Annotated in this window: 17 protein-coding genes, 1 tRNA gene and 1 pseudogene; 9 read left to right on the top strand and 10 right to left on the bottom strand. The window is 67.5% G+C overall.

Annotation, left to right across the window (positions count from 1 at the left end; genetic code table 11):
• Entirely contained in the window at positions 1-756 is a 756-nt protein-coding gene (locus OEJ36_RS16895) for an SDR family NAD(P)-dependent oxidoreductase (RefSeq protein WP_263402493.1), read from the bottom strand.
• 32 nt (positions 757-788) lie between these two features.
• On the bottom strand, positions 789-1,565 hold the full coding sequence (locus OEJ36_RS16890) for an SDR family NAD(P)-dependent oxidoreductase (RefSeq protein ID WP_263402492.1): 777 nt from the start codon (positions 1,563-1,565) through the stop codon (positions 789-791).
• A gap of 91 nt (positions 1,566-1,656) precedes the next feature.
• On the opposite strand from OEJ36_RS16890, the gene OEJ36_RS16885 reads away from it, so the two are divergent.
• Complete coding sequence (locus tag OEJ36_RS16885; RefSeq protein WP_263402491.1) at positions 1,657-2,547, top strand: LysR family transcriptional regulator; 891 nt, start codon at positions 1,657-1,659, stop codon at positions 2,545-2,547.
• Positions 2,548-2,651: 104 nt separating this feature from the next.
• On the opposite strand, the gene OEJ36_RS16880 is transcribed toward OEJ36_RS16885, so the two are convergent.
• Positions 2,652-2,728 (bottom strand) — tRNA-Arg (locus OEJ36_RS16880).
• Between the two features lie 320 nt (positions 2,729-3,048).
• Here OEJ36_RS16880 and gabD point away from each other — a divergent pair.
• The 3 genes from gabD (at position 3,049) to OEJ36_RS16865 (ending at position 7,384) form a co-directional block, all read left to right on the top strand.
• Positions 3,049-4,500 carry an NADP-dependent succinate-semialdehyde dehydrogenase gene (gene gabD / locus OEJ36_RS16875; protein ID WP_263402490.1) on the top strand — a complete coding sequence of 484 codons (1,452 nt, stop codon included), beginning with the start codon at positions 3,049-3,051 and terminating at the stop codon, positions 4,498-4,500.
• A gap of 177 nt (positions 4,501-4,677) precedes the next feature.
• Positions 4,678-5,958, top strand: coding sequence for a 4-aminobutyrate--2-oxoglutarate transaminase (gabT, locus tag OEJ36_RS16870; RefSeq protein ID WP_263402489.1), 1,281 nt, complete (start codon positions 4,678-4,680; stop codon positions 5,956-5,958).
• 214 nt (positions 5,959-6,172) lie between these two features.
• On the top strand, positions 6,173-7,384 hold the full coding sequence (locus OEJ36_RS16865; protein ID WP_263402488.1) for a response regulator: 1,212 nt from the start codon (positions 6,173-6,175) through the stop codon (positions 7,382-7,384).
• Between the two features lie 3 nt (positions 7,385-7,387).
• Here OEJ36_RS16865 and OEJ36_RS16860 read toward each other — a convergent pair whose 3' ends face one another.
• Entirely contained in the window at positions 7,388-7,978 is a 591-nt protein-coding gene (locus OEJ36_RS16860; protein ID WP_263402487.1) for a 2-hydroxychromene-2-carboxylate isomerase, read from the bottom strand.
• A gap of 155 nt (positions 7,979-8,133) precedes the next feature.
• Positions 8,134-8,874 (bottom strand): SDR family oxidoreductase, encoded by a 741-nt coding sequence (locus OEJ36_RS16855; RefSeq protein WP_263402486.1) that lies wholly within the window; start codon positions 8,872-8,874, stop codon positions 8,134-8,136.
• Positions 8,875-8,964: 90 nt separating this feature from the next.
• Between OEJ36_RS16855 and OEJ36_RS16850 the strand changes: the two genes are divergently transcribed.
• Together OEJ36_RS16850 and OEJ36_RS16845 are read left to right on the top strand one after the other, a co-directional pair.
• Positions 8,965-9,531, top strand: a complete 567-nt coding sequence (locus OEJ36_RS16850) for a TetR/AcrR family transcriptional regulator (protein WP_021220458.1) — start codon at positions 8,965-8,967, stop codon at positions 9,529-9,531.
• A 33-nt stretch (positions 9,532-9,564) separates the two neighbouring features.
• The gene (locus OEJ36_RS16845) at positions 9,565-10,473 is read left to right on the top strand and encodes an autotransporter domain-containing protein (RefSeq protein ID WP_263402485.1); all 909 of its coding nucleotides are present in this window, start codon (positions 9,565-9,567) and stop codon (positions 10,471-10,473) included.
• Between the two features lie 9 nt (positions 10,474-10,482).
• Here OEJ36_RS16845 and OEJ36_RS16840 read toward each other — a convergent pair whose 3' ends face one another.
• Together OEJ36_RS16840 and OEJ36_RS16835 are read right to left on the bottom strand one after the other, a co-directional pair.
• The gene (locus tag OEJ36_RS16840; protein ID WP_021220460.1) at positions 10,483-10,647 is read right to left on the bottom strand and encodes a rubredoxin; all 165 of its coding nucleotides are present in this window, start codon (positions 10,645-10,647) and stop codon (positions 10,483-10,485) included.
• Between the two features lie 176 nt (positions 10,648-10,823).
• Positions 10,824-11,891, bottom strand: coding sequence for a fatty acid desaturase (locus OEJ36_RS16835; RefSeq protein WP_263402484.1), 1,068 nt, complete (start codon positions 11,889-11,891; stop codon positions 10,824-10,826).
• Between the two features lie 99 nt (positions 11,892-11,990).
• Between OEJ36_RS16835 and OEJ36_RS16830 the strand changes: the two genes are divergently transcribed.
• Both OEJ36_RS16830 and OEJ36_RS30670 read left to right on the top strand, forming a co-directional pair.
• Complete coding sequence (locus OEJ36_RS16830) at positions 11,991-13,001, top strand: AraC family transcriptional regulator (RefSeq protein ID WP_263402483.1); 1,011 nt, start codon at positions 11,991-11,993, stop codon at positions 12,999-13,001.
• Positions 13,002-13,602: 601 nt separating this feature from the next.
• A pseudogene (locus OEJ36_RS30670) lies at positions 13,603-14,052 on the top strand (methyl-accepting chemotaxis protein); the annotation flags it as partial.
• Between the two features lie 4 nt (positions 14,053-14,056).
• Here the strand turns inward: OEJ36_RS30670 and OEJ36_RS16820 are convergent.
• Positions 14,057-14,746: a Crp/Fnr family transcriptional regulator gene (locus OEJ36_RS16820; protein ID WP_263402482.1), complete on the bottom strand. Its 690-nt coding sequence runs from the start codon at positions 14,744-14,746 to the stop codon at positions 14,057-14,059.
• A 91-nt stretch (positions 14,747-14,837) separates the two neighbouring features.
• On the opposite strand from OEJ36_RS16820, the gene OEJ36_RS16815 reads away from it, so the two are divergent.
• Complete coding sequence (locus tag OEJ36_RS16815; RefSeq protein ID WP_263402481.1) at positions 14,838-15,362, top strand: DUF962 domain-containing protein; 525 nt, start codon at positions 14,838-14,840, stop codon at positions 15,360-15,362.
• Between the two features lie 553 nt (positions 15,363-15,915).
• Here the strand turns inward: OEJ36_RS16815 and OEJ36_RS16810 are convergent.
• A complete protein-coding gene (locus OEJ36_RS16810) occupies positions 15,916-16,656 on the bottom strand; it encodes a hypothetical protein (protein WP_263402480.1) in 741 nt (246 codons plus the stop codon).
• A 141-nt stretch (positions 16,657-16,797) separates the two neighbouring features.
• The gene (locus tag OEJ36_RS16805; protein WP_263402479.1) at positions 16,798-17,586 is read right to left on the bottom strand and encodes a helix-turn-helix domain-containing protein; all 789 of its coding nucleotides are present in this window, start codon (positions 17,584-17,586) and stop codon (positions 16,798-16,800) included.
• Positions 17,587-17,607 lie beyond the last annotated feature (21 nt).

The raw sequence follows: 17,607 nt of genomic DNA, 5'->3' as shown, positions 1-17,607 counted from the left end.
TCAGTTCCCGGCCGACACCCCACGGTCGATGGCCATGTCGGCGCCCGTTATCGAGGCGGCGGCCGGCTGGCAGAGGAAGTAGGCCAGCTCGGCCACTTCGGCGGGTTGCACGAAGCGCGCGCCGGCGCCTTGTGGGTACTTCGCCAGCAGCTCGCGGTAGTAGTCCTGTGGGTCGCCGTTGCCGTAGCGCTCCGCCTGGAACTTCAGCATCGGCGTTTCTATGTCGCCCGGTGAAATCGCGTTGCAGCGCACGCCATCGGGCGCGAGGTCCAGCGCCAGCGTCTTGGTCAGCAGCGTGACGCCGCCCTTGCTCGCGCAGTAGGCGGCCGCGTTGCGGTTGCCCTGGCGGCCGGCGTCGCTGGAGATGTTGACGATGCTGCCTTGGCGCTGGCGCAGCGGTGGGATGGCGGCTGCGCACATGAAGAAGGTGCCTTTCAGGTTGACGTCCAGGACGAGGTCGAAATCCTCTTCAGAACAGGATTCGACCGGCCCCTCTCGCCACACGCCTGCTGCATTTATCAGTGCGTCCAGCTGGCCGGTCGCCGCGATGACGGTCTCGACGGCCTCGCGGCAGGCGCCGGGCTGGCGGATGTCCACGGCCAGGTGGCCGGCCAGGGGCTGTTCGCTGGCCAGGGCCTGGAGTGAGGGCGCGTTCTGGTCGGTGGCGAACACGCGCCAGCCGCCCTGGATGAAGCGCTCCACCAGCGCGCGGCCGACGCCGCCCGCGGCACCGGTGATCAGGACTACAGGATTCATGGGCTGTTCTCTCGCATGGCTAAGGGCTGCGCTCAGGGCGCCTTGTTTTCCACGAGGCAGTTGCCGCCGTCGACCACCAGCACTTCGCCTGTGATGTAGCTGGCCTCGGGTGAGGCGAGGAAGGCCACGGCAGCGGCGATCTCCTCGGGGCGGCCGGCCCGGCCGATGGGGACGAACTGCGCCGCGTGCTGCTCCTCGGGCGTGCTTGAACCGGTCGCGATCCAGCCCGGGGCCACCGAGTTGACGGTGATGCCCTCCCGGGCGACCTCCAGCGCCAGCCCCATGTTCATCCCCAGCATCCCGGCCTTGGCCGCGCTGTAGGCGGCCTCACCCGGGTTGCTGCCCCGGGTTCCGGTGGTGGAGCTGATGTTGACGATGCGGCCGTAGCGACGGGCGCGCATGCCCGGCAGCACGCCCCGGGTCAGCAGGAAGGCGGTGGTGAGGTTGCGCGCAAGCGACAGGTTCCACATCTCCAGGCTCATGCCCGCGACCTCGGCGAAGGGTTCCGGGCTGCCCTGCATCGCCATGCCGGCGTTGTTCACCAGGATGTCGATGCGCCCCCATTGCGCCTGCGCCCAGGTGAGGAGCTCGTGCACGGCGGCTTCGTCGGTGAGGTCCGCTGCCTGCCCCTGTGCGTCGAACCCTTCCGCTCGCAGCTCGGCCACCCGGTCGGCGATTCGCGCGCTGCTCGCGGTGACGATCAGCTTCGCGCCGGCACGCCCCAGGCGGCGTGCGATGGCCATGCCGATCCCCGATTCGCTGCCGGCGCCGCTGACCAGGGCAACCTGGCCCATCATTGCTGGTTCCATGATTGTTTCCTCCGGGGCTGTATTGCGCTGGAGGCTAGAAGTGTTTTGCTGATAGAAAAAGACAACCGTTATCAGCAGAACTGACAACCCGATGGCCTTTAGCAGCGAAACTCTGAAAGTCTTCCTCGCCGTGCTGGATGCCGGTTCGTTCTCGGCCGCCGCCAGGACCCTCGGGCGCGTGCCGTCGGCGGTCAACATGGCGATTTCGCAACTGGAAGCAGAGCTGGACCTGGAGCTGTTCGACCGCTCCTCCCGCCGCGCGCTGCCGACCGCCGCAGCCAAGGCGCTGGAGCCACAGGCACGGCAGGTGGCGGGCCAGCTCAACCTGCTGGACGCGCACGCCCTCCAGCTGCATGCCGGGCTCGAGCCGCGCCTGGTGCTGGCCATGGCGCCGGAGCTGCAGAGCGGTGCCTGGAGCCAGCCGCTGTCGACGCTGGCGCGCGAATTCCCGACGCTGGAGATCGAAGTCCGCTCCGCCGCGCAGGCCGATGCCACGCGCATGCTGCATGAAGGCAGCGTGCAGCTGGCCCTGGTGTTCGAGCGCCCGGGGATCGACGAGCGGGAGGCCTTCATCGAGGCGGGAAGCCAGTTGCTGGCGGCCGTCGCCGCGCCTGGATACAGCCAGGTCGCGCTGAGCGACACCGGCCTGGCCGAGCGTCGGCAGATCATCGTCGCCCGTGGCGACCCCAAGGCGTCGGACCCGCAGATCGTGTTGTCCCACAGGGTCTGGCTGACCGACAGCTACCTGGCCACGCTGGGCCTGGTGCAGGCGGGCGTCGGCTGGGCCTACCTGCCGCAGCCGCTGGTGCAGCCGCTGATTGCCTCCGGCGCGCTGGAGCACGTCGCCTTCGCCGACATGGCCAACCAGATGCGGCTGTGGGTCGATGTCGTCTGGCTGAAGAACCGCCCGCTCGGGTTGGCGGCCAGGCGCTACCTCGAACTGCTGCGCGAGCAGACCCGGGCCGAACCGGCGCGGGCGTGAGCCTTCGGACCGTGGCGGGTGCGGAAGGGCGGAAACGAAAAAGCCCGCACGAGGCGGGCTTTTCCGGGAGCCGCGACCGTCATGGGACGGTCGGGACATTAATCTGGCGCATCCGGCGGGATTCGAACCCACGACCCCTGCCTTCGGAGGGCAGTACTCTATCCAGCTGAGCTACGGATGCTTGAAGAGGCGCGCAATGATACCTGTATGGGCTGCCAGCGTCCACGCTGGCACGAATGTTCGTGATTTCGAACGAAAATGACGCTCGTGCTCGATTCTGCACAGTAAAACACGCAAATATTTCCAGTTTTCGTCTGTTTTATCGAACAGCCTATTGCCCTTTGACCCCTCTCGCCCTAGGATTCGTTTGAGATTTCAAACGCCCCTTGCAAACGCCAAGTCAGGCCGTTCCAATCGAATCCCCCTCCTGGCCAATCCTGTGTTGGCTGAACAAAAACAACGTGCCCCCGGCTCCTTGTAACCGGTGTGAAGGAGACAGCGATGCAATTGAAAGATGCCACCCTGTTCCGCCAGAAAGCCTATATCGACGGTGCCTGGCTGGACGCTGACAGCGGCCAGACCATCAAGGTCAACAACCCGGCCACTGGGGAGATTCTCGGTACCGTGCCGAAGATGGGCGCCGCCGAGACCCGCCGTGCCATCGAGGCGGCCGACAAGGCCCTGCCGGCCTGGCGTGCGCTGACCGCCAAGGAACGCGCCAACAAGCTGCGCCGCTGGTACGAGCTGATGATCGAGAACCAGGACGACCTCGGTCGCCTGATGACCCTCGAACAAGGCAAGCCGCTGGCCGAAGCCAAGGGCGAGATCGCCTACGCCGCCTCCTTCATCGAATGGTTCGCCGAAGAAGCCAAGCGCATCTACGGCGACGTCATTCCCGGCCACCAGCCGGACAAGCGCCTGATCGTCATCAAGCAGCCCATCGGCGTTACCGCGGCCATCACCCCGTGGAACTTCCCCGCTGCGATGATCACCCGCAAGGCCGGCCCGGCCCTGGCCGCCGGCTGCACCATGGTGCTCAAGCCTGCCTCGCAGACCCCGTATTCCGCCCTGGCCCTGGCCGAGCTGGCCGAGCGCGCCGGCATCCCGAAAGGCGTGTTCAGCGTGGTGACCGGCAGCGCCGGCGAAGTGGGCAGCGAGCTGACCAGCAACCCCATCGTGCGCAAGCTGTCCTTCACCGGCTCCACCGAGATCGGCCGCCAGCTAATGGCCGAATGCGCCAAGGACATCAAGAAGGTGTCCCTGGAGCTGGGCGGCAACGCCCCCTTCATCGTCTTCGATGACGCGGACCTCGACGCCGCCGTCGACGGCGCGCTGATCTCCAAGTACCGCAACAACGGCCAGACCTGCGTCTGCGCCAACCGCCTGTATGTGCAGGACGGTGTGTACGACGCCTTCGTCGAGAAGCTGAAAGTGGCCGTGGCCAAGCTGAAGATCGGCAACGGCCTGGAAGACGGCATCACCACCGGCCCGCTGATCGACGAGAAGGCTGTAGCCAAGGTCCAGGAGCACATCCAGGACGCGGTCAGCAAAGGCGCCAAGGTCGTGTCCGGCGGCAAGCCCCACGCCCTGGGCGGCACCTTCTTCGAGCCGACCATCCTGGTCGACGTACCGAAGACCGCCGCCGTGGCCAAGGAAGAAACCTTCGGCCCGCTGGCCCCGCTGTTCCGTTTCAAGGACGAGGCCGAAGTCATCGCCATGTCCAACGACACCGAGTTCGGCCTGGCTTCCTACTTCTACGCCCGTGACCTGGGCCGCGTGTTCCGCGTGGCCGAGGCCCTGGAGTACGGCATGGTGGGTATCAACACCGGCCTGATCTCCAACGAAGTGGCGCCTTTCGGCGGTATCAAGGCTTCGGGCCTGGGCCGCGAAGGCTCGAAATACGGCATCGAGGACTACCTGGAGATCAAGTATCTCTGCCTCGGCGGTATCTGAATCTGATGTAAAGACGGGGCAAGGCGCGAAAGAGCGCGCGGCGCCCCAGCGGTACCACATGAACCACGTCGAGCCTCCGACAGGCCTGCGCAGTCGATCATCGAATGCTGCGCTGCAACCTGCCGGGGGCATTCATCCTTGAAGCTGCGCCGCCCGATGAGCGGCCGTGAGGAAACCATGAGCAAGACCAACGAATCCATCCTGCAACGCCGTGCCGCCGCTGTTCCCCGTGGCGTGGGCCAGATCCACCCGGTCGTCGCCGAGCGCGCCGAGAACGCCACCGTCTGGGACGTGGAAGGCCGCGAGTACATCGACTTCGCCGGCGGCATCGCCGTGCTGAACACCGGCCACCTGCACCCGAAAGTGGTCGCCGCCGTTCAGGAGCAGCTGACCAAGCTGTCCCACACCTGCTTCCAGGTGCTGGCCTACGAGCCCTACATCGAGCTCTGCGAAGAAATCGCCAAGCGCGTACCGGGTGACTTCGCCAAGAAAACCCTGCTGGTCACCTCCGGCTCCGAAGCCGTCGAGAACGCCGTGAAGATCGCCCGTGCCGCCACCGGCCGCGCCGGCGTGATCGCCTTCACCGGCGCCTACCACGGCCGCACCATGATGACCCTGTCGCTGACCGGCAAGGTGGTCCCGTACTCCGCCGGCATGGGCCTGATGCCCGGTGGCGTGTTCCGTGCCCTGGCCCCGTGCGAGCTGCACGGCGTGAGCGAAGACGACTCCATCGCCAGCATCGAGCGCATCTTCAAGAACGACGCCCAGCCCCAGGACATCGCCGCGATCATCATCGAGCCGGTGCAGGGTGAAGGCGGCTTCTACGTCAACTCCAAGCCCTTCATGCAGCGCCTGCGCGCCCTGTGCGACCAGCACGGCATCCTGCTGATCGCTGACGAAGTGCAGACCGGCGCTGGCCGTACCGGCACCTTCTTCGCCACCGAGCAGCTGGGCGTGATCCCGGACCTGACCACCTTCGCCAAATCCGTTGGCGGCGGCTTCCCCATCTCCGGCGTCAGCGGCAAGGCCGAGATCATGGACGCCATCGCTCCCGGCGGCCTGGGCGGCACCTATGCCGGCAGCCCGATCGCCTGCGCCGCGGCCCTGGCCGTGCTCAAGGTCTTCGACGAAGAGAAACTGCTGGAGCGCAGCCAGGCCGTGGGCGAACGCCTGAAGGCCGGCCTGCGTGACATCGCCGCCAAGCACAAGGTCATCGGCGACGTCCGTGGCCTGGGCTCCATGGTCGCCATCGAGCTGTTCGAAGGCGGCGACGAGAGCAAGCCGGCCGCCGAGCTGGTCGGCAAGATCGTTGCCAAGGCGCGCGACAAGGGCCTGATCCTGCTGTCCTGCGGCACCTACTACAACGTCATCCGCTTCCTGATGCCGGTCACCATTCCCGATGCACAGCTCGACAAAGGCCTGGCCATTGTCGCCGAGTGCTTCGACGAACTCGCCTGAGGCTCACCAGCCAGGCGTATTTGAGGCCCGCTTCGGCGGGCCTTTTTTTGCCTTGGGTCAAGCCGTTCCTATCCAAGTGGTCAATACCCCCAAAAGGCCACTATCCAGCCCCCGGGGCGCGGTTTAGACTGCGCGCTTCCGTTTTTTTGCCAACCCCATCGCATTCCCGAATCCCAGGCGCCGCGCCTGGTTCGTACCGCCCCTCGAGGTCTTCATGCCCGCCCACGCCAAGGTTCCGGAAATCCTGATTGCCGAGGCCGACCCCTGGACGGCGGACCTGCTCGCGCAGCTGGTGCTGGATGTGCGCGGTGATGCCAACGTGGTGCGCGTGCCCGATACCCAGGCGGCCCTGGCCCGCTGCAAGCGGCGCCTGCCCGACCTGGTGATCGCCGACGGCGAGTTGCAGGGCGGCGGCGGCCTGGAACTGCTGCGCCAACTCAGGCGCCACCCGCGTACGCCGGTGCTGCCCTTCATCCTCATCAGCGAGAAGGTCGACGCCAGCAGCGTGCGCGCGGCACTGCCCCTGGCGCCCACGGCCTACCTGGGCAAGCCCTTCAATGCCGAAGGCCTGCGCCAGCGCCTGGGCAGCCTGCTGCCGGGGGCGGACAAGGCCCACAGCGCGGTCGCTTCACTGCTGGTCAGCACCCTCAAGGAATACCTCGACAGCGTGCGTGAGGAAGGGCAGGGCGCGCCCTTGCTCAGCGATGTGCGCGACGCCGTCAGCCAGTGCCTGCAGGCCAGCGATGTCGACCTGCGCGACCTCGACGACGTCTTCTCCCGCGACCCGCAGATCACCGCCAAGCTGATCGCCGCCGCCAACAGCGCCGCCCATCACCTCGGCGTGCCTTGCCAGACCCTCGGCCAGGCCCTGCACCGCCTGGGGGTCACCCGGGTGCTCAACCTAGTGCTGGGCATGGCCCTGGAGCGCAACGCCCACCTGCATGACCCGCGCCTGGCGGAGCTGGCCGAGGCGGCGTGGAAGTCGTCCCAGCGCAGCGCCGAGCTGGGCTACTGGATGGCCAGCGAACTCGATCTCGATGCCGAGCTCTGCTACACCGCCGGCCTGCTGCACAACATGGGTGAACTGGCCCTGCTGCGCAGCCTGCAGGACTGGCAGGACGCCGGTGGCGGGCTGAGCGACGAGGAACTGCTGGAAACCCTGCGCAAGCGCGCCGCCAGCTTCGGCTCCGCGCTGCGCATCCGCTGGCGTCTGCCCTTCGGCCTGCGCGAGCTGGTGGCGGCCTTCTACGGCCTGGGTACCGGGGTCTTCTCCCGTGAGGCGCTGGCGATGAACCTCTGCGCCAGCCTGCTGCGCCTGCCCGTGGGGCAGGACGTGGGCGAACTGCTGGAAGAGCGCGCCGCACGCCTGCTGCGCCTCGACCCCGACCTGCTGCGGCGCCTGCCGGCGCGACTGCTGCAGGCCTGAGGCTCAGCCCAGGGCTTCTTCGATGAAGTCCAGGCGGTCCTGGCCGAAGAACATATCGCTGCCGACGAAGCAGGTCGGCGCCCCGAACACGCCACGTTTAACCGCCTCCTCGGTGGCTGCCTTCAGCGCGTCCTTCACCGCCGGGTCACCCACCAGCGCCAGCAGCGCCTGGGGATCGAAGCCGGCTTCCACCAGGGTCGCCCCGAGGATCGCCGGGTCGCCCAGGTTGCGCCGCTCCTGCCACATCGCTTTGAACATCGCCTCCAGGTAGGCCTCGAAGCGCTCCGGCTGGTGCAGCTGCACACCGATGGCGCCGCGCATCAGCGTCAGGGTGTTGATGGGGAAGTGCGGGTTGAACACCAGCGGCACGCCATAGCGCTTCGCATGGCGGTCCAGGTCGATCATCGAGTAGCGGCCCTTCACCGGCACCGCATTGGGCGAGGCATTGCCCGTGGCCTGGAACACCCCGCCCAGCAGCATCGGCCGGTACACCAGGGTCGCGCCTTTGCGGGCACAGAGGGCAGGTAGCTGGGTCCAGGCCAGGTAACTGGCCGGGCTGCCCAGATCGAAGAAGAATTCGACGTTCTTGCTCATGTTTTTCTCTTTTTATTCGCGGACTTTAACGGCCGAGCGAGCGGCACTCAGGCTAGGCGGCGGGGCGTCGGGAAAGCGGAGTTGGCGTCTGCCAATGAGCATTTCACGGTGCCACGCCAACAACGCCTGAGCGTCGCGCAGCCGGCCGTCAGTAATCACCAGCGTTCCATCCAGGGGCGTAGGTCGAGTTCAAACGTCCAGGCGTCTCGCGGCTGGCTATGCAGGAACCAGTAGTTCTCGGCGATGTGCTCCGGGTCGAGAATGCCGTCCTGCTCCTTGCGGGCGTAGATGTCGGGGAAGGTGTCGCGGATGAAGTCGGTGTCGATGGCGCCGTCCACCACCACGTGGGCGACGTGGATGTTCCGTGGTCCCAGCTCGCGCGCCATGCTCTGCGCCAGGGCGCGGATGCCGTGCTTGGCGCCGGCGAAGGCGGCGAAGTTGGCCGCGCCGCGCAGGCCTGCCGTGGCACCGGTGAAGAGGATGGTGCCGCGCCCGCGGGTGACCATGCGCCGCGCCACCGCCTGGCCGGTGAGGAAGCCAGAGAAGCAGGCCATCTCCCAGATCTTGAAGTACTTGCGCGCGGTCTCGTCGAGGATGCTGCAGGGCACGTTGGCGCCGATGTTGAAGACGAAGGCTTCGATGGGGCCGATCTCGCTCTCGATCTGCTCCACCAGCGCGGTCACGTCCTCTTCCTTGCGCGCGTCGGAGGCGAAGCCGTGGGCCTGGCCGCCTTCCGCGCGGATGCTGTCCACCAGCGGTTGCAGTTTGTCCGCGCTGCGCCGGGTCACGCAGGCGATATAGCCCTCGCGGGCGAAACGCCGGGCGATGGCGCCGCCGGTGGCATCACCGGCGCCGATCACGAGCACCACCTTGTTGTTGTTCGATTCGGTATTCATGGCAGTCACCTTTAACTAAACGGTCGTTAGCTGAACGGACGTTATGCTACAGTCCAACCCGCGTCAAGCAGTGTGTTTATGGAGGTCGACATGCGCTATTCCCCCACTCACAAGGAAGAAACCCGGCAGAAACTGCTGGAGAGCAGCGGCTCGATCGCCAAGGCCGGCGGCTTCTCCAGCACCGGAGTGGACGCCCTGATGAAAGCCATCGGCCTCACCGGTGGCGCCTTCTACAGCCACTTCCCGTCGAAGGACGACCTGTTCACCGCCATCGTCGAGCGCGAGCTGTCGCGCAGCCTGATCGGCCAGGTCGCCCAGGGCGAAGGCTTCGACCAGGCACGCCTGCAGCGTTGCCTCGAGCACTACCTGAGCATGGCCCATGTTCACAACGCCGAAGGCGGCTGCGCGATTCCCGCCCTGGGCGCGGAGATCGCCCGCGCCGACCTGCCGGTGCGCGAGACCGCCGAGCACTGGATGCTGCAACTGCAGCAGGCCTGGGCCGAGATACTCGAAGACGGCGAGCTGGCCTGGGCGGTGATCTCCCAGTGCGTCGGCGCCCTGGTGATCGCGCGCATGCTCGCCAGCGAATCGCGCCAGGAAGAGGTGCTCAGCGCCGGTCGCACCTTGTTGATGCAAGCGCTGGAGCGGCGCGGCTAGAGTTATCCACAGCCGCCCTTCCTCGGAGAACCCATGCGCGCGTCCCTGTTCACCTGCCTGCTGTTGGCCCCTTCGGTATTCGCCGGCGACCTGCACCAGGCCACCCGCGCCACGCTGCTGGAGGACGCGCGCTTCACCCGTGAGGCGGTGCTCGACCGCATCCAGCAGCTGCGTTTCTCCTTCCGCGAGGGTGAACCCGAAGACGGGCAGCAGCCTTACTGGGTGCGCACCTATGCCAGCCACGGCTCGGCCGATGGGCCGGGTGCGGCGCCGAGCCGCGAGCGGACTGTCGCCGGCCTCACCCTGGGCAGTGAACGCTGGGTGGGCGACTGGGTGCTGGGCGCCACGGCCGGGTTGTCCCGCACGGAACTGGAGGCCGGCAGCGACGATGCGCGCCTCGATGGCTATCAGCTCGGCGCGTACCTCGGCACCAAGTTCTACAACCAGATCGGCTTCAAGACCGGCCTGCTGCTGGACAGCCACCGGGTGGACGGCCACGCGCCCGCCGCCGATGCCCGGGGCGGGCAGCTGTTCAGCGAACTGAGCTATTCGCTGGATTACCGCGATTTCAGCCTCGAAGGCTTCAGCGAACTCGCCTGGCTGCGCCAGGACAGTGAGCGCCAGGCTGATGTGGGGTCACAACGGGACGAGCTGCTGCAGGCCACCTTCGGCCTGCGCGGCACCACCGCCTGGACCCTCGGCCCCGACCAGCGCCTGGTGGCGCGGGTGATCCCGGCCTGGCGGCGCAACAGCGGTGATCGCCAGCTCGGGGATGAAGACGGCGCCGGCGAGGCGCAGCTCGCCCGCGACGTCATCCACCTCGGCCTGATGCTCGACTGGCAGCTGGACCAGGCCCTGAGCCTGGGCATGGCCTACGAGGGCGACTGGGCCACCGAGTCGCGGGACAACGGTCTGGCCCTGCGCATGAGCCTGAAGTACTGAGGCCGCGCCTCAGATTTCCTGCATCTCGAAATCCATCTTGCCCACGCCACAGTCGGGGCAGATCCAGTCCTCGGGCACATCGGCCCAGGGGGTGCCGGCGGCGATGCCCTCGTCGGGCCAGCCCTTGGCTTCGTCGTAGATCAGGCCACAGACCACACAGATCCAGGTTTTCATGCCGGTACCTCTTGTTCTTCACGGTTGAGCGGATTTTCCGCGGCGCAACGCCCGCCGGGCCGTGGGGGCCTCGGGGCGCTGTCGTGGGCGGAATGGCGGCGATAGTAGGCGCAGAAGGGCCGCGAGGCGGCCCATCTTAGGTTTGGGGCGTGGGGTTCGGGGACGCGCGGCAGGTGTCAGGCGGTCTGCGCGCGCTCGGCCACCGGTTGCGGCTGCGCCTGCCAGCGGTTGGCGCGGGCGAAGGTGCCGATGTCGTTGAAGCGCACGCCCATCTCGCGCATCACCTTGTGCGCCACCGGGGCGGTCATCTGGCGGATGTAGAAGGGCTCCTTGACCACGAAGTGGTGGATCGCATGGGTGCTGCCGAAGTTGAAGCAGAACGCCTGCAGCGGCCAAAGCCACCAGGGGTTGAGCACCTGGGTCTGCTGGATCACGTTGCCCAGCTCCACGTCGCCGTAGTAGTGCATGTTGGAGCTGACGAAGTGCAGGCAGAAGGTGCGCAGCACGTTGGGGCCCACCAGCACCACCACCGCGATGTCCACGCCCTGCATCACCGCCAGGGTGGTCTCCGACCAGGCCACCGGCGCACCCAGCAGCGCGCTCACGCCATTGATGGCGTGGAAGCCGAGGAAGACGTACCAGGCGCTCCAGTTCATCAGCGCCAGCGGTGCATAGACCTTCAGCGTGCGCACCAGGATGAACTTCTTGTGCTCCCAGCTCTTGGCTCGGAGCATGCGGATCAGCGAGGACATCACGTTGTCGCCCACCATCAGCAGCCGCGCGAGGCCCCAGGGCTCGCCGTTGGTGATGGCGCGCTCCTCCATGTCGGTCTCGGTGCCGGAGACCTTGTGGTGGTTCAGGTGCAGGTGGCGGCGCACCCAGGGGTTGATGGTGCTCGGCCGCGCCAGCCACACCAGCGCCATCATCAGGTTGTGCGCCACCTTCTGCTTGCGGAAGTACATGCTGTGGATAAGGTCGTGCTCCAGCTCGTGGGTCAGCGACGCGAGGAAGGCGTTGACCAGCAGGCACGCCCACCAGGCGATCGTGCCGTTCAGGTAGAGCGCCGCCGAGCCGACCATGCCGGCCAGGGCGAAGGCGAGGATGCTGGCGCCGAGCAGGTCCTGGCGGTTGAGGATCGGGTAGCGCTGGCGCAGCTCCACGCCATGGGCCATCACCACTTCACGAATATGGGCTGATCGCTGTTGATCATTCAGCTTTACGGGGCTTGCGGTCGTCGGGGACATGCTTACATCCTCTTGTTCGTCGTGTACCCACTCTGCCGAGGCGGTGCACGCCACGCCTGACCTTGAACGCCAACCTGTTGACCGGATACGCCAACCTGCATGAGCGACGAGCCCTCCACCCTCGCCAGCTGGACCCGAGCCCTGCGCAAGCAGCTGGACGCGCTCGGCCTCGACAGCGACGGCCTCTGCCGCCAGGCCGGCCTCGACCCGGCGTTGATGGACGACCCCAACGCGCGCTACCCGCTCTCCGCCACCACGCGCCTGTGGCAGTTGGCGGTCACGGCCAGCGGTGACCCGGCGCTGGGCCTGAAGATTTCCGGCTACCTCAGCCCCACCACCTTCCACGCCCTGGGCTACGCGCTGGTGGCCAGCGCCACACTGCGGGAGATCTTCGAACGCATCGAGCGCTACCACCAGGTGGTCAGCGATGCCCTGGCCCTGCAGCTGACCCTGCACGGCGAGCGCTATGAGTTCCGTCTGCGCGTCCCCGAGGAGGGCCCCGCACCGGCCCCCGAGGCCGTAGACGCCTTCGCCGCCATCTACGTGCGCACCTGCCGCAACCGCCTGGGCCGCGACTACGCGCCCCTGGCCGTGCACCTGCGCCGCCCGCAGCCGGCCGACCCCGCGCCCTGGCACCAGGTGTTCCGCTGCCCGCTGTATTTCGGCGCCCCGGAAGACCTGATCGAATTCGCCCGCGAGGATTTCGAACGCCGCCTGGAAGACGCCAACCCCGAGCTGGCCGAGCACAACGAAACGGTGCTCAAGCGCACCCTGGAACAGCTGCAGGTGCCCACCTGGGCGCGCAAGGTGCGCGCCTGCCTGGAGGCCCAGCTGCCCAATGGCGAACCTTCGGCTGAGCGCATCGCCCAGTCCCTGCACCTGAGCCTGCGCAGCCTGCAACGACACCTGGCGGAGGAGGGCAGCAGCTACGAGCAACTGCTCAGCGACACCCGCCAGGCCCTGGCGCTGGTGCACATGCGCGACCCGCGCTGCTCCATCAGCGAAATCGCCTACCTGCTCGGTTTCGCCGACACCAGCAGCTTCAGCCGTGCCTTCAAGCGTTGGACCGGCCAGGCACCGAGTCAGTACCGCGAAAGCTTGGTGCGCTAGAACTGGCCAGTCGCCAGTCGAGCCGCCAGAATTGCCCCATTACAAGAACCACCCCGAGAAGCCCATGCGTCCTGCCTACGCCCGCCATCCCTATGCCGTCGCGTTCCACACCCTGGGCCTGGCCCTGCTGATGCTGGTCTATACGCGCTGGCAGGTGCCGCTCGCCTGGAGCATCCCCGCCTACCTGGTGCTGGCGCTGTGGCCCTGGCTGGGCCCCTGGAAGGTACCGGAAGAGCCCCGCGACGACCCCCTGGAAGACCAGGCCCCGCGCCTGGCGGAGCTGGCGGTGCAGGCTGATCGCAACGCTGCCGAGCGTTTGCGTCTGCAAGGCGTCGCCAGCCAGCTCGACACCCTGCTGCGCCAGCGCCTGGACGAGGGCGCCATCTGGCTGCAGCGCCATGACGCGGGCGTCGTACCGCCCGATCTCGATCGCCTCGAACAGCTGGCCGCACAGTTGCAGCAGGCCGGTGCCGAAGGCCGCGCCGACCTGGGCAAGGCCCGCCAGGCCTTCGCCGCGCTGCTCGCCGAGAGCGGCACCGGCCGCGAGCGCGTGCAGGCCCTGGCCGAGCGCAGCGGCGAGATCCAGAAGGTCGCCCAGAGCATCCAGTCCATCGCCAGCCAGACCAACCTGCTGGCCCTCAACGCCGCCATCGAAGCGGCCCGCGCCGGTGATGCCGGGCGTGGTTTCGCCGTGGTCGCCGACGAGGTGCGCAACCTTGCTGCGCGCACCGCCGGTGCCACCGAGGAAGTGGGGCGCATGGCCGAAGACATCCAGCAGCAGACCGCCGCCGCCGTGGCCCACCTGGCCGGGCAGGACGCCGGGCTGGCCGCAGGCGTGGCCGCGCTGGAGCCCCTTGGTGGGCTGATGGCCGGGCTGGACGAGCAGGGCGCGCAGTTGCGCGACGCGCTGGCGCCCTTGCCGGATCACTGGGCGCTGCAGCACGAAAGCCAGCAGGCCTGGCGGCAGGAGATGGTGCGCCTGGAAGCGCAGCTGGAAGAGGCGGTGACGGTGGGCCGTCAGCTCGCCGAGGCCCTGCGCGGGCCGGCCTGAACCGCTACAGCCGCGCCGCCTTGCGCAGGCCGGTGAGGTCGAGGATCTCGATCTCGCCATAGTTCAGGTGCACCACGCCCTGGGCTTCCAGTTCCTTGAGAATCTGGTTGGTGGTCTGCCGCGACACCGCCAGCATCAGCGCCAGCTGTTCCTGGGCCAGGTGGATGACCCGGCGCTGGCCGCTGGTCTCGCCGTAGCCCTCGGCGATCATCAACAGCCGTCGTGCCAGGCGTTGCGGTGCCGGCAGCAGGCTCATCTCCTCCAGCGCGATAAAGGCCAGGCGCAGCTTCTGGCTCATCAGCAGGGCGAACTCGCGCCACCAGGCCGGCTCCGCCTCCAGCATCTTCTGCAAGGCCGGCTGGGGCACGTTGAGCAGCTGCGTCGGGCCTTCGGCGAAGGCGTCGTGGGTGCGTGGCTGGCCATCGAACAGGCAGATCTCGCCGAACCAGTGCGGCGGTTCCACCAGGATCAGCAGCGCCTCCTTGCCGTTCTCCGCACTTACCCCCACGCGCACCGCGCCCTCGATCACCGCATAGAGCCCGCAGGGCGGGTCACCCCGGCGGAACAGGCACTCGCCGGGGGCCAGGCTCAGCGGGCGCGCTTGCTCCACCAGCGCATCCTGCAGGGGCGCGGGCAGGCCGGCGAACCAGTGGCCGGTGAGCAATTGGGTACGGCAGTCGGAAAGTTCGGGCATCGGACGATGGGCTTTGTCGGCTAGCTGACAGAGGATAGGTCAGTACAGGCGCCATTATCGGCGCAACTGCCTGCAACCTGAGGACATAACAATGAAAACCCTCGTCGACCATCTTTCCCAGTACGCCGAATACCACCGTGACCGGCGCAATATCTTCAGCCACTTCATCGGCATCCCGCTGATCGTGGTCGCCGTGGCCGTGCTGCTGTCGCGCCCGGGCCTGGTCGTCGCCGGCCTGTGGATATCTCCTGCAGCCCTGGTGGCGCTGGCCTCTGCCGTCTTCTACTTCCGCCTCGACCTGCGCTTCGGCCTGGTGATGACCGCGCTGCTCTGGCTCAGCCTCTGGGTCGGCACCGCGCTGGCCGTGCAATCCACCGCCCTGTGGCTCAGCGCCGGCCTCGGCCTGTTCGTGGTGGGCTGGGTGATCCAGTTCGTCGGCCACTACTACGAAGGCCGCAAGCCCGCCTTCGTCGACGACCTCATGGGCCTGGTGGTCGGCCCCCTGTTCGTCGTCGCCGAACTGGCCTTCATGCTCGGCATGCGCAAGGAAGTGGAGCAGGCCATCGAACACCGCGCCGGCCCGACCTGCATCCGCGAGAAGAAAGCCACCGCTTGAGGTGATGCGCGGTTGGGCCGCCCCCCTGTGGGAGCGGCCTCAGCCGCGAAAGGCTCACCGGCTCTCGGCTCCGAGTGGCCGGCAGCTCCATCGCCGAATGAATTCGCTCCCACGAGAGAGGGGCGAGACCTTGGTGCTCGGGGCGAGTCCGCTTGGTGGATAAAAGAGCGTTATCCACCCTACCCAGCGGGGTAGCTCGTGCCGGCACGATACGCCAGGCGCTGTAGGGTGGACCCCGCTTCACCGGTCCACCGCTGCGGTGTTGGGCCGGGCACCTGTGGGAGCGGCTTCAGCCGCGAAAGACTCACCGCCGGCTCTCGGCTCCGAGTGGCTGGAAACTCCATCGCGAATGAATTCGCTCCCACGAGAGAGGGACGAGGCCTTGGTGCTCGGGGTGGGTCCGCCTGGTGGATAAAAGAGCGTTATCCACCCAGCGGGGTAGCCCGTGCGGGCACGATGCGCCAGGCGCTGTAGGGTGGTCCCCGCTTCACCGGTCCACCGTTACGGTGTTGAGCCTGGCCGCCCTGTGGATAACCCGCGCTATCCCTTTCCCTCAGCCACCCTTGGTCAGCAATTGCGCACTCATCGAGCGTGCGTGGCGGTCGACCATCATTGGCGCATAGGGCCGGCCGGAGGCGCTGACCAGGGTGTTGCTCTGGCTGTTCATGTCGCTGAGGGCGGTCTTGAGGAAGCTCCAGCGGGTCTTCAGCTTGCCCACCGCCGGGTCGTTCTTGTCCATCGGCTGCAGCTGGGCATCGATGGCCGGCAGCAGGGTGCGTTCGTCCTGGCCGATATAGGTGTCGTTGCTTTCCCGGGCGATCTCGAAGGTGCCGATGTAGGCGCGGCTGAGGTACTGCACCGCCAGGTATTCCACCTTGGCCGGCAGCTCGCCATCGGCGGTGTTGCCGGGGGTGGAGCGGGCGGCGATGAGCAATTCACGCAGGGATTTGGCCAGTTCCTGGGGGAAACGCCAGGGCACGTCGTCCTCGTTGTGGCCGTAGGAAACACCCTGCTGCAACTGGGTAACAAGGGCGCGGTACTTCTGCCGGAACCCGTCGCTGGGCTGCGGCACGCTCTGGAACGCGGCCTCCAGCGCCTTGATGTCGGCGTCGAAGCGGGTCTTGTGGGTTTCCTGGAAACCTTCGCCGCGATACAGCAACAGGCTGCTGGTGGCGCGGCAGGCGTGAATCTGTACCTGGTCGATGGGCGCGAGCTCGGCGGCGAGGGCCATCCCGGCCCCGACCAGGCTGAGCAGCAATCCGATAAAAGCGCGTGCTAGAGCGTCTGAAAGCATCCCGGCGTGCTCCTTTTGTTGTTGTTGTGAGCAGACAAAGCGATGAGGTGTGTGGGCACCAATCGGTGCGCGCCCAGCCTACTGCGCCGGGGGCTGGAGGGTATTACCCGAAAGAGTGATTTATGACCACCGGGCGACAAATCATCCCATCCGGAGGATCTGCCGCAGCCGCTCGGCGCTTTCCGGGTCGGCGGGGAACAGGGTCTCCAGGGCCAGCTCGGACAGGGTCACGTCCACCGGGGTGCCGAACACCGTGATGGTGCTGATGAAGCTGATCACCCCCAGGGGCGTATCCAGCTGCAGGGGCACCAGCACGCCGTCGGTGGGCAGGGGGTCGGTCACGGGCGGTGCCGGGTAGGCGGCGAGCTCGTCGTACAGGGCCTGCAGTTCCCCATCGCCGCTCACCTCGATGTCGTGCAGCAGCCGCTCCAGCAGGTGGGCGCGCCACTGGCCGAAGTTGACGATGCGCGGTGCCAGGCCCTCCGGGTGCAGGGTCAGGCGCAGCACGTTGAGCGGCGGGGCGAGCAGGGCAGGGGATGCGCCGGCGATCAGCGCCATCACCGCGCCGTTGGCCGCCAGCAGGTTCCACTGGCGGTCGATGGCCAGCGCCGGGTTCGGCTCGTGGGCCTTGAGCAGCTGCTCGATGGCCTGGCGCGCGCCGGCCAGGGCCGGGTCGTCCAGGGTGCGCTGGGGGAACAGCGGCGCATAGCCGGCGGCGGCCAGCAGGCGGTTGCGCTCGCGCAGGGGAATGTCCAGCTGCTCGGCCAGGTGCAGGAGCATCTCGCGGCTGGGCTGGGCGCGCCCGGTTTCGACGAAGCTCAGGTGGCGCGTGGAAATCTCCGCGTCGCAGGCGAGGTCGAGCTGGCTGAGGCGGCGCCGCTGGCGCCATTGGCGCAACAGGGCGCCGACGGGATGGGTGTGTGCGTTCATGGCAGCGACGATAGTCGAGCG

It is taken from the genome of Pseudomonas sp. PDM13 (assembly GCF_025685765.1).
Classification (GTDB): domain Bacteria; phylum Pseudomonadota; class Gammaproteobacteria; order Pseudomonadales; family Pseudomonadaceae; genus Metapseudomonas; species Metapseudomonas solani.
The sequence above is the reverse complement of the archived record's forward strand: the minus strand, read 5'-3'. Positions and strand labels throughout refer to the sequence as shown.